At 68.9% G+C, this 15,510-nt stretch carries 11 protein-coding genes; 6 read left to right on the top strand and 5 right to left on the bottom strand.

The annotated features are described in order from the left end of the window. Positions 1-38: 38 nt before the first annotated feature. On the top strand, positions 39-251 hold the full coding sequence (locus QMG86_RS31930; RefSeq protein WP_062967019.1) for a hypothetical protein: 213 nt from the start codon (positions 39-41) through the stop codon (positions 249-251). 172 nt (positions 252-423) lie between these two features. On the opposite strand, the gene QMG86_RS31925 is transcribed toward QMG86_RS31930, so the two are convergent. Next, complete coding sequence (locus QMG86_RS31925; RefSeq protein WP_281876596.1) at positions 424-1,002, bottom strand: Uma2 family endonuclease; 579 nt, start codon at positions 1,000-1,002, stop codon at positions 424-426. A gap of 91 nt (positions 1,003-1,093) precedes the next feature. Here QMG86_RS31925 and QMG86_RS31920 point away from each other — a divergent pair, with 91 nt between their 5' ends. The 3 genes from QMG86_RS31920 (at position 1,094) to QMG86_RS31910 (ending at position 2,754) form a co-directional block, all read left to right on the top strand. Next, positions 1,094-1,708 (top strand): histidine phosphatase family protein, encoded by a 615-nt coding sequence (locus tag QMG86_RS31920; protein WP_281876595.1) that lies wholly within the window; start codon positions 1,094-1,096, stop codon positions 1,706-1,708. A gap of 113 nt (positions 1,709-1,821) precedes the next feature. Continuing rightward, positions 1,822-2,181, top strand: coding sequence for a hypothetical protein (locus QMG86_RS31915; RefSeq protein ID WP_281876594.1), 360 nt, complete (start codon positions 1,822-1,824; stop codon positions 2,179-2,181). 249 nt (positions 2,182-2,430) lie between these two features. Beyond that, positions 2,431-2,754 carry a hypothetical protein gene (locus QMG86_RS31910; RefSeq protein ID WP_281876593.1) on the top strand — a complete coding sequence of 108 codons (324 nt, stop codon included), beginning with the start codon at positions 2,431-2,433 and terminating at the stop codon, positions 2,752-2,754. 66 nt (positions 2,755-2,820) lie between these two features. On the opposite strand, the gene QMG86_RS31905 is transcribed toward QMG86_RS31910, so the two are convergent. From QMG86_RS31905 to QMG86_RS31890, 4 genes are all read right to left on the bottom strand, one after another. Next, positions 2,821-3,720 carry a cutinase family protein gene (locus QMG86_RS31905; RefSeq protein WP_281881226.1) on the bottom strand — a complete coding sequence of 300 codons (900 nt, stop codon included), beginning with the start codon at positions 3,718-3,720 and terminating at the stop codon, positions 2,821-2,823. A gap of 339 nt (positions 3,721-4,059) precedes the next feature. After that, positions 4,060-5,529 (bottom strand): glutamate synthase subunit beta, encoded by a 1,470-nt coding sequence (locus QMG86_RS31900; protein ID WP_281876591.1) that lies wholly within the window; start codon positions 5,527-5,529, stop codon positions 4,060-4,062. Beyond that, positions 5,522-10,174 (bottom strand): glutamate synthase large subunit, encoded by a 4,653-nt coding sequence (gene gltB / locus QMG86_RS31895; protein WP_281876590.1) that lies wholly within the window; start codon positions 10,172-10,174, stop codon positions 5,522-5,524. The genes QMG86_RS31900 and gltB overlap by 8 nt, the downstream gene beginning before the upstream one ends. 741 nt (positions 10,175-10,915) lie before the next feature. Beyond that, on the bottom strand, positions 10,916-11,491 hold the full coding sequence (locus QMG86_RS31890) for a chorismate mutase (protein WP_281876589.1): 576 nt from the start codon (positions 11,489-11,491) through the stop codon (positions 10,916-10,918). A gap of 225 nt (positions 11,492-11,716) precedes the next feature. Between QMG86_RS31890 and QMG86_RS31885 the strand changes: the two genes are divergently transcribed. Both QMG86_RS31885 and QMG86_RS31880 read left to right on the top strand, forming a co-directional pair. Next, positions 11,717-13,414: a DUF4407 domain-containing protein gene (locus QMG86_RS31885; protein WP_281876588.1), complete on the top strand. Its 1,698-nt coding sequence runs from the start codon at positions 11,717-11,719 to the stop codon at positions 13,412-13,414. 511 nt (positions 13,415-13,925) lie between these two features. Next, positions 13,926-15,476, top strand: coding sequence for an adenylate/guanylate cyclase domain-containing protein (locus tag QMG86_RS31880; RefSeq protein ID WP_281876587.1), 1,551 nt, complete (start codon positions 13,926-13,928; stop codon positions 15,474-15,476). The last annotated feature ends 34 nt before the right edge of the window (positions 15,477-15,510 follow it).

The raw sequence follows: 15,510 nt of genomic DNA, 5'->3' as shown, positions 1-15,510 counted from the left end.
GCTCCGGGAGGAGGCCGCTACACCAAAGGGGTTCGAATATGTACCTTGACCTGCTGACGAACGCGAGTCTGCTGGACCACACCGTATGGGCCAGCCCCGACACGTGGAACTCCGCGCTCGAGTTGGCCGCCAAAAAGAAGAAGAGCAGGGGCGGAGGCGGCCTGATCATCGGCGCGATCTGCTGCCTGCTGGTGGTCGCGCTGATCATCGGCGGCATCTACCTGCTGACCAAGCGCAAGAAGAACACCTAGCGGCAGACATCCGACGGCCCGAATGACGCGACGCGACCCGGGCCGTCGTTTCTCGTCGTCCACGGCACCGTGCACCCGATGTCGGCTCGGCAAGCAGCTGCGCGGTCGTGTGCTCGCTGAGACCCGGCCTCACCTGACCCGGCCTCACCTGACCAGGCCCGCGCGACCGGCTTCAGATCCGGTCGATCTCGGTGAGGTCGACGTCGATATCGAACGGCACGGTCAGCTTCAGCCGATCGTGATGAATACCGGTGAGCGCGTAATCTTTCGTCGCCGGATCCAGCTCGTAGACATACGCCACCGGTCGGCCGTCGACGTTCTCGACCCGCCAGAAATGCGCAATGCCCGCCCGGGCATACAGCTGTGGTTTGCGCTCTCGATCGCGTGTCCGCGATTCGGCGGATACGACCTCGACTGCCAGTACGACATCGTCGGCCTGATACGAGGTCAGCTCGGGACCACCGTCGCGATCGGCGTGAATCACTATCAGGTCCGGCTCCGGGCGCTGGTCCCGTCCCAGTGTCACGGTCATCTCCCGGCGTACCCGCAGGTGTTCCGGGGCGAGCCGACGAAGCACGGAATCGAGCAACGTTATGGCCAGCATGTGGAACTTCGCCTGCGGACTCACGAAGACGAGACTCCCGTCGATCAACTCGGTGTGTGGAGGAAGGTCTGGCAGGCGATCGAGATCCTCGGCTACGAACCCGCCGGGCGGCGGACGCAGCCACTGGGGAAACGGCTCGACGGGCATGGCATCGAGTATCTCACCGCAGGTGGCCATGCACAGCGGTCGCACCGGGGCGAGAGGAGACCGGGCAGGCGAATGCGGCAGAGTGGGGTGGGTGCAGTTGATTCTCGTTCGCCATGCCCAGCCGGTCCGGATGCTGAGCTCCGGTGGGCCCGCCGACCCGGAATTGGCCCCGGTGGGAGTGGAGCAGGCCGAGCGGGTGCCTGCGGCGCTCGGCCATCATCGGGTGTCCCGGGTGGTGAGCAGCCCGCAGCGCCGGGCCAGGGAAACGGCGGCGCCGACCGCCGCGAAGCTGGGTCTCGGCGTCGACATAGTCGACGACCTCGCCGAATACGATCGCGATCTGCCTGCCTACATCCCCATCGAGGATGCCAAGGTCGAATTCCGCGACGCCTATGACCGGATCAAGGCCGGTCACCTGCCGGTGCAGGTGGACGGTGCCGCGTTCAAGGCCAGGGTGCACGCTGCCGTCTCCGATATCGTCGCGGCCGCCGACCCGGCGGACACGGTGGTCGCGTTCGCGCACGGCGGAGTGATCAACGTGCTGCTGCAAGAGGTCCTCGGGCTGGAAAGACCACTGACCTTCCCCATCGACTACTGCTCGATCACCAGGATCCTGTTCTCCCGCACCGGGCGGCGCACGGCCGCCACCGTGAACGAGAACGGCCACGTGTGGGATCTGTTGCCTCGCAATATCCTCCCGCGCTGAGCCTTCCCAGCCGATTGCCAGGCCGGTCGCATCGATGTGCCAGTGACGCGAGCTGAGATAGGACACGTGAGCCGCTCCGACCGGCGGCCCACGATCCGAACGAAAGGATTCTCGTGTCGCTCTCCAAAACCGCTACACCGCTGCGGCGTCTGGCCCAGGTGGCCCTAGCCGGCGCGCTGATCGCCGTCCCGCTGGCGGCCCTCTCGGCGACCGCATCCGCAGAAACCCCGTCCGACCAGAGCGTTGTACAGCTGGTGGACACACCGCAGCAGATCGCGGACCACGATCGCCAGTTCGACCGTGACGGACGGCATGACGATCAGGGCCGTGGACCGGACGACGGCCCCGGCCACGGACCCGACAACGGACCAGGTCAGGGACCGGACAACGGCCCGGGCCGTGGCCCGAACGACGCCCCGCGGCAGGATGGCCCGCAGCAGCAGCAGTTCCTGCCGCCGACCGGGTCGAGCTAGCCAGTCGACCACATCGAACAGTGCCCGCCTCCGAATTCGGAGGCGGGCTCTGTTGTGCGACGAGACGGTGCCGGCCACCGTCGATGAGAACGGGCACGTCCGGGAGTTGTTGCCCCGCACCATCGCTCCGTGCTGAGCATTCACAGTCGATTGCCAGGTCTGTCGCACCGGTGTCCCAGTGACGGAATCTTCGATAGGACCGGTGGGCCGCTTCCGACAGTGGTTCACGGTTCGAGAGAAAGGAATTCCGTGTCGCTCTCCAAAACCGCTACGCCGCTGCGGCGTCTGGCCCGGGTCGCCGTGGCCGGGTCGCTGATCGCCGTCCCGCTCGCCGCCCTCGCCGCGAACGCTTCCGCCGAAACCGCGGCCGCCCAGGGCCAGGTACAGCTGGTGGACGCACCGCAGCAGGGCGCCGACATCGACGGCAGGCCCCGCCATTTCGAGCACCATGAACGGCACGACGGTCCGCGCCGTGGACCGGACGACCGGCCGGGTGACGGCCCGTGGCGTGGGGGCCCGCCGCACCAGTTCCACCAGTTCCAGCAGTTCCTGCCGCCGACCGGCTCGAGCTAGCCGCCCGGCCACATCGAAAAGGGCCCACCTCCGAATCCGGAGGTGGGCCCGTGGTTTCGCTGCGGCTCAGGCCATGCCCGCGATCCAGTTGTGCATCCAGGAGATGGCGGTCTGACCGCCACCCACCGGGTAACTGCCGTACAGGGTGTGCGCCTGCGACTTGTAGAAGCGCTCCAGGTCCTTGGCCCGCTGCTGGTTGGCCGAGTCGGTCAGCTGCGCCTGCAGAGTCGGGACGCCACCCGAGCTCATCAGGTCGCCGATGATGTTGCCGGCCTCGATCTGGTAGCGCCACATGTTGGCGGGGTTGGCGTCCGACGCCTGGGCCAGGAACCCGGCGAACCGGGTGACGAAGTCCTCGGTCGCGGTCGCGCAGTAGAGGTCGTCGAGCGCGCAGATGGTGCGGGTGCGATCGCTGACCCAGCCGAAGCCGCCGACCCGGGGGCCGCCCGCGCCGGCACCAGGAGCGACCGGGCCGACCTGGATGTCGGTGGGCGAACGACGCGGATCGGAGATCAGGCCGACGCCGGCGACGCGGTCGGCAGGCACGACACCGAGGCCGGTGCCGAGCTCGGCGGCGAGATCGCCTGCGGCGTCCGCGCCCTGGCTGTAGCCGATTAGGGCGATCTTGGTCGCGCCGCACTGCTGCGCCATGTTCGCGATCAGACCCCGGGCGTTGTCGACCGCCTCCTTCTTGGAGTTGCCGTAAACCTCACCCTCCCAGGGGAAGGCGGTCGCGGCATAGGTCACATAGTCGACCTCCGTGTTGGACGGGAGGCCGCGGGTGACGCCGGCCAGCATGCCGGGCTGCGGGGTCTTGTCCCGTCCGGTCTCCCAGGTACCCGGGATCGCCACCACGTACAGGCTCGGGCAACCGGGCGCGGCGCTCGCCGTCGCACCACCGAAAACCAAGCCGGACATCACGGTCGCGGACGCGCCCAGAGCCGCGACGACCTTCTTCCACTGCATACCGCTCCAAACCTCGCCCTCGTCGAACTTCCCGCCGAGTTGCCGCGTCAATGCTGAACTCACCGGATGTCGTTCCAGTGCACGCCGGGTGAACACAAGTCACCCGACCGGATGACGTGCACCCAAAACCGCATCCCAAGATCAGCAGCACGCCGAAGATCACAATAAAGCCACGAACGCCGCAATGCCATTCGAACTCCGCAGTGTGTCGGATTTCCGTTCCCGGTGCGCTTCGAAGCCCGGAGATCAAGGCGGCGGAACGCCCCGGACATGCGGAAAGGCGCCTGTGGACGAGTTGTCCACAGGCGCCTTCTTTTCCGCTCCGGTAAGAGAGGGGACCTAGCGCTGAGCCACCATGGTGGGGGTGATCGGCGCCGGGAGGGCGGTCTCGCCTTCCAGGTACCGGTCCACGCCCGCGGCCGCGGCGCGGCCCTCGGCGATGGCCCAGACGATGAGCGACTGGCCGCGGCCCATGTCACCGGCGACGAAGACGCCGGGAACGTTGGTCGCCCAGTTCTTGTCGCGCTGCACGTTGCCGCGCTGGTCGTAGCCGACGCCCAGATCGGTGAGCAGGCCCGGCTTCTCGGGACCGACGAAGCCCATGGCCAGCAGCACCAAGTCGGCCTCGAGGGTGAAGTCGGTGCCCTCCACCTTCTCGAACCGGCCGTTGACCATCTTGACCTCGTGCGCGTCCAGACCGGTCACCTTGCCGTCCGCGCCGACGAAGCGCTCGGTGTTCACCGAGAACACCCGCTCGCCGCCCTCCTCGTGCGCCGAGGAGACCCGGTACATCAGCGGGTAGGTCGGCCACGGGGTGGACGCGGCCCGCTCCTCCGGCGGACGCGGCATGATCTCGAACTGGTGCACGCTGGCCGCGCCCTGGCGGTGCGAGGTGCCGAGGCAGTCGGCGCCGGTGTCGCCACCGCCGATGATGACGACCTTCTTGCCCTTCGCGTGGATGGGCGGCAGGCCCTCGTCGTCGGTGACGTCGTCGCCGAGCTGGACCCGGTTGGCCCACGGCAGGAACTCCATGGCCTGGTGGATGCCGTCCAGATCGCGGCCGGGGATCGGCAGGTCACGCGCCAGGGTGGCGCCACCGGCCAGCACGATCGCGTCGAACTTCTCGCGCAGCTGCTCGGCGGTGATGTCGACGCCCACGTTCACACCGGTCTTGAAGATGGTGCCCTCGGCCTCCATCTGCGCGAGACGGCGGTCGATGAAGCGCTTCTCCATCTTGAATTCCGGGATGCCGTAGCGCAGCAGACCACCGATGCGGTCGGCCCGCTCGAACACGGTCACGGTGTGCCCGGCGCGGGTCAGCTGCTGCGCAGCGGCCAGACCGGCCGGACCGGAACCGACGACGGCGACCTTCTTGCCGGTGAGGCGGGTCGGGTAGACCGGGGTCACCCAGCCCTCGTCGAAGGCGTTCTCGATGATCTCGACCTCGACCTGCTTGATCGTGACCGGATCCTGGTTGATGCCGAGCACGCAGGACGCCTCACACGGCGCGGGGCACAACCGCCCGGTGAACTCCGGGAAGTTGTTCGTCGCGTGCAGCCGGTCGATACCTTCGCGCCACCGGTCCTTGTAGACCAGGTCGTTCCACTCGGGGATCAGGTTCCCCAGCGGACAACCGTTGTGGCAGAACGGGATACCGCAGTCCATGCAGCGGCTGGCCTGGGTCCGCAAGGTCTGGTGGGAGAAGTTCTCCTCGTAGACCTCTTTCCAGTCCATCAGGCGCAGCGGCACCGGCCGCCGCTTGGGCAGTTCGCGTGCGGTGTGCTTCAGGAACCCTTGGGGGTCAGCCACGTGCGGCCTCCATAATCGCTTCGTCCACGTCCTTGCCGCTCTTCTCAGCTTCGGAGATGGCGAGCAAAACCTTCTTGTATTCGCGCGGCATGACCTTCACGAAGTGGTTCACCTGCTGCGACCAATCGCTCAGGATGCGCTCGGCGACAGCGGAACCGGTCTGGTCACGGTGCTGGGTGATGATGTCGTGCAGCCAGGTGAAATCGTCACCGGCCAGCTGCTCGACGGCGTCGGCCTGCTCGGGGTTGAGCCGAGCGGCGAAGGTGCCGTTCGGGTCGAAGACGAACGCCACGCCGCCGGACATACCGGCGCCGAAGTTGCGGCCGGTCTCGCCCAGGATGACCACCCGGCCACCCGTCATGTACTCGCAGCCGTGGTCGCCCACGCCCTCGACCACCGCGGTGGCGCCGGAGTTGCGCACGGCGAACCGCTCGCCGACCACACCGCTGAGGAACACCTGGCCGCTGGTCGCGCCGAACAGGATGACGTTGCCCGCGATGATGTTGCGCTCCGGGACGAACTCGCCGGGCGCGTTCAGCGATGGGCGCACCACCAGCCGGCCGCCGGACAGGCCCTTGCCGACATAGTCGTTCGCGTCACCCTGCACGCGCAGCGTGATGCCCGCGGGCACGAAGGCGCCGAAGCTGTTGCCCGCCGACCCGGTGAAGGTGATGTCGATGGTGTCGTCGGGCAGGCCCGCGCCGCCGTAGAGCTTGGTCACCTCGTGGCCGAGCATGGTGCCGACGGTGCGGTTCACGTTCGTGATCTTGGTCTCGAACTTCACCGCCTGACCCCGTTCCAGCGCGTCGCGGCTCTGCACGATCAGCTGCTGGTCCAGCGCCTTGTCCAGGCCGTGGTCCTGGGACTTGGTGCAGCGGCGGTCCTGGAACATGAACGCCGTCTCGACGTCGTCCAGGATCGGCGACAGGTCCAGCTTGCTGGCCTTCCAGTGCTGCTTGGCCCGCGAGGTGTCGAGCAGGTCGACCCGGCCGATGGCCTCGTCCAGCGTGCGGAAGCCGAGCTGCGCCAGCAGCTCCCTGACCTCCTCGGCGATGAACAGGAAGAAGTTCTCGACGAATTCCGGCTTGCCGGTGAACCGCTCGCGCAGCACCGGGTTCTGCGTCGCGACGCCGACCGGGCAGGTGTCCAGGTGGCATACCCGCATCATGATGCAGCCCGAGACCACCAGCGGCGCGGTGGCGAAGCCGTACTCCTCGGCGCCGAGCAGCGCGGCGATCATCACGTCGCGGCCGGTCTTCATCTGGCCGTCGACCTGCACGACGATGCGGTCGCGCAAGCCGTTGAGCAGCAGCGTCTGCTGGGTCTCGGCCAGGCCGAGCTCCCAGGGACCGCCCGCGTGCTTGAGCGAGGTGAGCGGCGAGGCGCCGGTGCCGCCGTCGTGACCGGAGATCAGCACGACGTCGGCGTGCGCCTTGGAGACGCCCGCCGCGACGGTGCCGACGCCGGGCTCCGCGACCAGCTTCACGTGGATGCGCGCCTGCGGGTTGGCGTTCTTCAGGTCGTGGATCAGCTGCGCCAGATCCTCGATCGAGTAGATGTCGTGGTGCGGCGGCGGCGAGATGAGGCCGACGCCCGGCGTCGAGTGCCGCACCTCGGCGACCCACGGGTACACCTTGTGCGCCGGAAGCTGGCCGCCCTCACCGGGCTTGGCGCCCTGCGCCATCTTGATCTGGATGTCGGTGCAGTTGGTCAGGTAGTGCGCGGTCACGCCGAAGCGGCCGGAGGCCACCTGCTTGATGGCGCTGCGCCGCCAGTCACCGTTCTCCTCCGGCTCGAAGCGCGACGGCGACTCGCCGCCCTCGCCCGAGTTCGACCGGCCGCCGAGGCGGTTCATCGCGATCGCCAGGGTCTCGTGCGCCTCGGCCGAAATGGAGCCGTAGCTCATCGCGCCGGTGGAGAACCGCTTCACGATCGCCGAGGCCGGCTCGACCTCCTCGATCGGAATCGGGTTGCGCGCCTTGTGCTTGAACTTGAACAGACCGCGCAGCGACGCCAGCCGCTCGGACTGGTCGTCGACCAGCTTGGTGTACTCCTTGAAGATCGAGTACTGGCCGGAGCGGGTGGCATGCTGCAGCTTGAACACCGTGTCCGGGTTGAACAGGTGGTATTCGCCCTCGCGCCGCCACTGGTACTCACCGCCGACCTCGAGTTCGCGGTGCGCGCGCTCGTTGCGGTTCTCCAGGAACGCGACCCGGTGCCGCTGCGCGACATCCTCGGCGATCTCGTCCAGGCCGATGCCGTCCAGGTGCGAGCGCAGGCCGGTGAAGTACTCGTTCACCAGCTCCTGCGACAGGCCGATCACCTGGAACAGCTGGGCGCCGTTGTAGGAGGCCAGCGTGGAGATGCCCATCTTGGACATCACCTTGAGCACGCCCTTGCCCGCGGCCTTGTTGTAGTTGGCGACCGCCTTGCGGTAGTCGGCGGCCAGGTCGCCGGTGCTGCCCGGCATCTCCAGCGCGCCGCGCTCGAGCATGTCCTCGATGGTCTCGAAGGCCATGTAAGGGTTGATCGCGGCGGCGCCGAAACCGACCAGGGTGGCCATGTGGTGCACCTCGCGGGCGTCACCGGCCTCCACGACCAGGCCGACCATGGTGCGGGTGCGCTCACGCACCAGGTGGTGGTGCACCGAGGAGGTCAGCAGCAGCGACGGGATCGGCGCCAGCTTCTCGTTGGACTCGCGGTCGGACAGCACGATGATCCGCGCTCCGCCGTCGATGGCGGCCGACACCTGGGTGTTGATCGCCTCCAGCGCCTTGCGCAGGCCCTTGCCGCCCTTCTTCACCGGGTACAGGCCGCGCACCACCACCGAGCGCAACTCGGGGTGCGATCCGTCGTCGTTGATGTGCACGAGCTTGGCCAGCTCGTCGTTGTCCAGGATCGGCTGCTCCAGCGCGATCATGTTGCAGGACTCCGGTCCCGGGTGCAGCAGGTCGGCCTCCGGGCCGATGTTGCGCTTGAGGCTGGTGACCACCTCTTCCCGGATCGCGTCCAGCGGCGGGTTGGTGACCTGCGCGAACAGCTGGGAGAAGTAGTCGAACAGCAGGCGCGGGCGGGCCGAAAGCACCGCGATCGGAGTGTCGGTGCCCATCGAGCCGAGCGCTTCGCCGCCGGTCTTGGCCATCGGCGAGATCAGCAGGTTGAGCTCCTCGGTGGTGTATCCGAAGATCTGCTGGCGGATCAGCACGCGGTCGTGCGACATGTGCACGTGCGGGCGGTCGGGCAGGTCGGCCAGGCGGGAGACGCCCGCGTCCAGCCACTGCTGGTACGGGTGCTCCGCGGCGAGCTGGGACTTGATCTCCTCGTCGCCGACGATGCGGCCCTGGGCGGTGTCGACCAGGAACATGCGGCCCGGCTGCAGACGCGCCTTCTGGACCACCTTGGACGGGTCGATGTCCAGCACGCCGACCTCGGAGGCCATCACGACCAGGCCGTCGTCGGTCACCCAGATACGGCTCGGCCGCAGGCCGTTGCGGTCGAGCACGGCGCCGACGACGGTGCCGTCGGTGAAGCACACCGACGCGGGGCCGTCCCACGGCTCCATCAGCATCGAGTGGTACTCGTAGAAGGCCCGCCGCTGCGGGTCCATGGTCTCGTTGCGTTCCCATGCCTCGGGAATCATCATCAGCACGGCGTGGGGCAAGCTGCGGCCGCCGAGGTGCAACAGTTCCAGCACCTCGTCGAACCGGGCGGTGTCGCTCGCCCCCGGGGTACAGACGGGGAAGATCTTCTCCAGCCGGTTCTTGCCCGCGGAGTCGACGCCGAAGACGTCGCTGCGCAGCAGCGCCTCGCGGGCGCGCATCCAGTTCTCGTTGCCGGTGACGGTGTTGATCTCACCGTTGTGCGCCACCCGGCGGAACGGGTGCGCCAGCGGCCAGGACGGGAAGGTGTTGGTGGAGAACCGGGAGTGCACGATGCCCAGGGCGCTCTCCACGCGGGAGTCCTGCAGGTCCAGGTAGAACGCGCGCAGCTGCGGCGTGGTGAACATGCCCTTGTAGACGAAGGTCTGCCCGGACAGGCTCGGGAAGTAGACCGACTCCCTGCCGACCGCGCCCTCACCCGCACCGGCCGACCCCAGCTCGCGCTCGACCCGCTTGCGCACCACGTAGGCGCGACGCTCCAGATCCATCTCCGACAGCGGATCGGAAGCGTTCTTCGGCGAGGCGATGAAGATCTGCCGGAAGCTCGGCATGGCGTCGCGCGCCAGCGCACCCAGCGACGACTCGTCGATCGGCACCTCGCGCCAGCCGAGGACCTCGAGGCCCTCTTCCTTGACGATCTTCTCCACGCCGTAGGCGGCGCGCGCGGCTTCGCGGCGGGCCTGCGGCAGGAAGGCGATGCCGGTGGCGTAGGAGCCCTCCGGCGGCAACTCGAAGTCCACGATGGCGCGGAAGAAGCGGTCCGGGACCTGGATCAGGATGCCCGCGCCGTCACCGCTGTTCGGCTCGGCGCCCGCGGCGCCACGGTGCTCCAGGTTCAACAGAGCCGTAATAGCCTTGTCGACGATGTCGCGGCTGCGTCGGCCGTGCATGTCGACGACGAATGCGACGCCGCAGGCGTCGTGCTCATTCGCCGGGTCGTAGAGCCCGATGGGTCCAGGTGACCGGTGGCCAGGAAGTTGCGTCATGCCTCTGCCTTCAAGAAAGTCGGCCTTCGAAGAAAAACGGCCTTTCGTCGAACGCCTCCGTACAAGACTGCGCCCGTACGTTCCGAAGCCAGCCGCGCTGATGGTCTTCGGCGTGCAGTCAGGTCTGCAGTTGTCTCCACCCGCTTCTGTGACGTAGTGGGTGCCCTTCGGTAACGGATCCCTAACAAGATCCTTACCTCCGAGCGGGTGCTCGCCCGCTACGCTGAGCACCTGGCTAGGGCTGCCCGAGCGGGCGAGGTAGCCGAACGTTCTGTGTTCGGCGTAAGAGCAAACGATAAGTCAGGTCCAGGGCCCAACCAACTTAGGTAGTGCTAATAACCAGGTTTAGCTGGGCTTCTGCATTCGGTCCTCCACGTGTGCGCGTTGTCCAGTGTAAAGCAGCGAGTACCGTGCGATCGATCCCCATGGCACCCGGTGCCACCTGGGGAAACCGGCGCGCGACACCCACCCGAGACTTTCCTCACAAAGCCCGGAAACCGCCCTCACCTGCGTCGAAGTGGATTTCCCCGGTTCGCCACGCGGCAAACCAAGTGGCAGCGGCTAACTCGGCGATCGGGCCGTTGAGATATTTCCGACACGGGCGTGACAAGCCATGAATGTGATCCGACCGTCCGGCCTCTTTTGCCCGCTGTGTCGTTCAGCACATAATCAGCAAATATCGTGGAGTGGTGTTGGACACAGTGTTCCGCCGCAGTCCGCCGGGCGGTCGGGGAGCACTGCCTAGGCCGGGCAGAGGGATACGGCGGCGCGCACCAGCGCCGCTCGATGCAGGGCGTCGCCGCGGCCGGCGCTGAACACGCCGAAGACGCTGCGTGCCAACCGTTCCGCGCAATCCGGCGCGGTCAGCTCGGCTCGGCGCAGGTCGAGCTGGTCGAGGATCTCGACGTTCACCCGGTCGATGACCGGGCGCACGGACGCGAGCCCCTCGGGTGCGGTGGGCGCCGCGGCCGGGTCGAAGCGCCACTGCAGCATCAGTCCGCGCTGCACCGTCTTGTTCGCCTCGATCTGCCCGAAGAACACCTGACGCACCCAGTTCTCCGGCAGGTCACGGCCGTTGCCCAGGCGGGCCATCGCGTCGTAGACGTTCGCTTCCCGCACCGGATCGTCGATGGCGGGCTCCGTGCCGAGTTCGCCCGCCGCCACCCACTTCGCCGCGGCGACGGCGTCCGCGGTGTCCAGCCGCTCGAGCACCAGGGCGACCAGCCGGTCCAGCGACCGGTCGTCCGGTGCGGCGCCCGCGCTAGCCGGCCACATCAGCAGCGCCACGGCCAGCAGCGTCAACCCGATTCTGCGCACGCCGCGACCTCCTCGGATCCCTCGCACGGAAACGAATCACCGCGTCAGCGTAGGCACACGCGCCCCCGCAGCCGCATACGACGTTCGAACGACCTGTGAGCCTGGCCACATCCGGCCTTCCCTGCTCGCTGCGCGCCCCGGGAGCCTGTCACGCTGTCACAACGAATCCGTGACAGTTTCGTCGCGCCCGTGTCAGCGCCTGGGACGTAGAGGATGTGCCTTCCGATGACCGTCACCAGCTTGTTCACCTGGCTCGGCGGGGGCAACAGCGCGATCACCGATCGTCATGAGCGTGCGGGATACGCCGTCACAGGGGCGGTCGTGCTGTTGTTCGGGACGATCTCCGGTGTGGTCGCCGCGCTGGCCGCGGGCTCCGCGTGGCCATGGTGGGCGGCGTCGGCGGCGGGCGTCGTGATCGCCGCGCTGACCGGCGCGCTCGCCCGGGCGCTGGCTACGGCCCGGCCCGGTGGCGGGCCCGATCGGCTCGGCATGATCGCGCGTCTCGTGGTCGCGGTGCTGGTGGGCGGATTGCTCGCCGAGCTCGCCGCGATCGTTCTGTTCAGCGGATCCGTCGGCCGGCTGCTGGACGAGAAGGCGCAGCGGTCGCTCGATTCGGCGCCGCGGGTCGTCGCCGCGCAGGCGGAACTCGACCGGGCGAAAGCCGACCGGGCCGCGCTCGAACAGGCGATCGGCATGGCGCAGAACGATATCGATCACGCCTTGGTGATCGCCCGCTGCGAGCTCAACCCGGCTCCGGAGTGTCCGCGCACCAGGATCACCGGCGTGCCAGGCCGCGGGCCGGAGGCGCAGACGGCCAACGACATGCTCGACGACGCCCGCAAGCAGCTCGCCACCGCGCAAGGCCGGGTCGATGCCGCGGACCGCCGGATCGACGCGGGCCAGGCCGCCCTGTCGACCGCACGGACCGCCGCCTTCGACGACGCCGACCGCGGGCTCGGCGCGCGCTGGCAGGCGATGAACGACTACACGGTGCGCGACGCGCTGCCGCTGCGCGTGCTCACCATCGTGGCGTTCGTCGCGCTGGCCCTGCTGCCGCTGGTCCTGCGCTGGTGGCGTGGCGAGACATCGTTCGACCGGCACAACGCGGCCCGCACGGTGCACGACCGCGCCGAGCGGGAAGCCGACGCGGTGATCGCGGTCAAGCAGGCCGAAGTGCGCGCCGAGGCGGAAACCCTGCGCGCCGAGCGGGAACTCACCGCCGCCCGCCTCGCCGTCGAGGCGGACACGGCCATCGACCGGGAGCGCCAGCGCACCCGCATCATCGCGGCCATCGGCGGCATCGAGATCGGCATCACCGAGCCGCCGCGCCGCCCTGAACTTCCCGCCGTCGCGGCGGACGACCGAAAGGACAGCGCCGTGCCCGACGAGGCGACGAACCTACCCGCTCCCGCTGCCGTGCATCCGCCGGTGCCGGCCGTCGCACCCGCACCGACGGCGCCGAGCGGCGGCGGCCTCGAGCTGCCATTGATCGGCACGGTCCCGTTCACCGACACCGCCGCGCGTTTCCTCCGGCCGCTGGTTCCGTCGTTCGTCGCCAACGCGATCGACACGGCGACGCATCCGTTGCGCACCGCGCGACAGGCGTTCGAAGAGGTCGAGGAGATCACCTTCACGCTGCGGCGCACCCGCAAGGTCACCGTCGACGGCCAGATCTCGCATCCGCAGGCCGTCGGCTACCAGCTGCAGCCGGGCACGCCCGACATCGCACACGCCCAGCACATTGCCTCCACCGTCGTGGACGCCGACTACTCGGCGCCGCACGCCCCCCGTTACTCCTCGCTTCCCCCCACCGGCGCCGCCGGCTACGGCCTTCCCACCGGAGCCCGCCGGGACGAGCTGCCGGGCCACCACCGCCCCGAACTTCCCGAGTCCAGCCGCCGCGAGCTCCCGCCGGGTCGCTGACCACCCCACTGAGGCAAGCGATTCAGCTACACCGGGAGCGGCCGCAGCGGCAATTTCGCACACTTGCCCCGATGCGGGCGGCTGTCCCGAGGATCGTCGCGCAGCGCCGAGCGCCCGGCACGGTCACCCGGCCGAGCCGCGACGGAGCACCACCGGCAGCGAGTTCTGGTTCCGACGGCGCGCCCCGCATGCGGGCTGCCGACGGCGGTCACCGTCGGCAGCCCAGTCACCGCTGTTTTCCGAGCACTCGATCACCCGCCGAGCACGAACCGTCCGGCGCGGGCGCACGGACTGCGGCGGCGACGTACTCCCGGGATCACATCCGGCCCCGACCGCACGTCGACCGCGCACCGATGCGTCGCCACCGCCTGCCCAGCACGACTCGACCCGTGAACCAGCGAGACGTGCGGAGCATCGTCCGGGTCGGAGCGCTGCCGCCGAACTCACTTGCTCGGCTCGGAGCCCGTGGTTCGGGCTCACGGTGCGACTCGCCTCCGCTTACGCTGCACCCATGCAACACAGGGAGGTGACGCTCGCCGCGGCGCCGTGGGGATCACGATTGCTCGGGTCCGCCGAGGAGTCGTCGGGGCTGCGACGCATCCGCATCCAGCTGTTGCTCACTGTGCCCACCCTGCTGGGCAACCTGACGGGCATGGTGGTGTCGATCGCGCTGGTGGGCTTCGTCTTGCCGGGGCCGTCGGTCTTCACCCGGGATCTCTTGCTGCTCGACGTGCTCGCCGCACCGCTGTACGCGACCTGTGCGCTGCTGCTGGGGCTGTGGTGGGGCACGACTCGCGGGCTGCGGGCGCTGCGGTGGGCCACCGACCCGCTGCACGTGCCCACCGAGGAGGAGCAGGCCGCGGCCATCGCGACACCGCGCAGGCTGGTGCGCAACCAAGCGCTGCTGTGGTTCGGCGGACTCGTCGTGCTGACCACGCTGTACGGCCTGGCCGAACCGCGGCTGATTCCGAAGGTGGCCTTCGGCATCGCGCTCAGCGCCATCGTGGTGTGCGCGAACAGCTACCTGATCATCGAGTTCGCGCTGCGACCCGTCACCGCGCGGGTGCTGGAAGCCGCGGCTTCCGGTCGACGTCGCGGCATCGGCGTCTTCGGGCGCTCGCTGGTGGTCTGGTTGGTCGGATCGGGCGTTCCGGTGGCCGGGATGATGGTGCTCGCGGTGTCGGCGCTCGCCATGGACGACGTCACCAAGGCTCGGCTGGCGGTCTGCGTGCTGTCCCTCGGTGGGGCCACGTTGATCTTCGGTCTGCTGCTGATGACGCAGACCCTGGCCGCTACGGTCGCCCCGATCCTCGGCGTGCGCCGCGCGATGCGTCAGGTCGAGGACGGTGATCTCGATGTGGCGCTGGCCGTGTACGACGGCACCGAATTGGGTGAGCTGCAGAGCGGTTTCAACCACATGGTCGAGGGACTGCGCGAGCGGGAGCAGATCCGGGATCTGTTCGGCAGACATGTCGGGCGCGAGGTAGCCGCCGCGGCTCTGGCGGGTGATCCGACGCTCGGCGGCGTGGAGACCGACGCCGCGGCCCTGTTCATCGACATCGTCGGCTCGACGACGATGGCCGCGACCATCCCGGCGCCGGAGATGGTCGCCCTGCTCAACCGGTTCTTCGGGATCGTGGTGGACGAGGTGGAGCGCCACGGCGGGCTGGTCAACAAGTTCGAGGGCGACGCCGCCCTCGCCGTTTTCGGCACACCCGCTCCGCTGGGCGACGCCGCGGGCGCGGCGCTGGCCACGGCGCGCGCGATCCGGGTCAGGCTCGACGCCACCGCGACCGATTTCGTCGCGGCCATCGGCGTGGCCGCGGGCCGGGTGGTCGCGGGCAATGTCGGGGCGCATCAACGCTACGAGTTCACCGTCATCGGCGACGCGGTCAACGAGGCCGCCCGCCTGTGCGAGCTGGCCAAGCAGGAGGGTCTGTTGCTCGCGTCCGGCGCCACCGTCGCAGCGGCTGCCGATACCGAGGTGCGACATTGGCGGCTCGGCGAATCCGTCACCCTCCGCGGCCGCCTCACACCGACCCGGCTGGCCCGTCCCACATAGAACTTGTCCCGGCGGTGTCGCGATGCAGTACGCG

Source organism: Nocardia sputorum, from assembly GCF_027924405.1.
Lineage (GTDB): Bacteria > Actinomycetota > Actinomycetes > Mycobacteriales > Mycobacteriaceae > Nocardia > Nocardia sputorum.
Note: the sequence above shows the minus strand (reverse complement) of the source record. Positions and strands in the feature narration are given on the sequence as shown.

Excerpts from the sequence above, each read along its gene's own strand:
- QMG86_RS31930 (WP_062967019.1), top strand. The coding sequence starts at position 39 with ATGTACCTTGACCTGCTGACGAACGCGAGTCTGCTGGACCACACCGTA.
- QMG86_RS31925 (WP_281876596.1), bottom strand. The coding sequence starts at position 1,002 with ATGCCCGTCGAGCCGTTTCCCCAGTGGCTGCGTCCGCCGCCCGGCGGG.
- QMG86_RS31905 (WP_281881226.1), bottom strand. The coding sequence starts at position 3,720 with ATGCAGTGGAAGAAGGTCGTCGCGGCTCTGGGCGCGTCCGCGACCGTG.
- gltB (WP_281876590.1), bottom strand. The coding sequence starts at position 10,174 with ATGACGCAACTTCCTGGCCACCGGTCACCTGGACCCATCGGGCTCTAC.
- QMG86_RS31885 (WP_281876588.1), top strand. The coding sequence starts at position 11,717 with ATGACCGTCACCAGCTTGTTCACCTGGCTCGGCGGGGGCAACAGCGCG.
- QMG86_RS31880 (WP_281876587.1), top strand. The coding sequence starts at position 13,926 with ATGCAACACAGGGAGGTGACGCTCGCCGCGGCGCCGTGGGGATCACGA.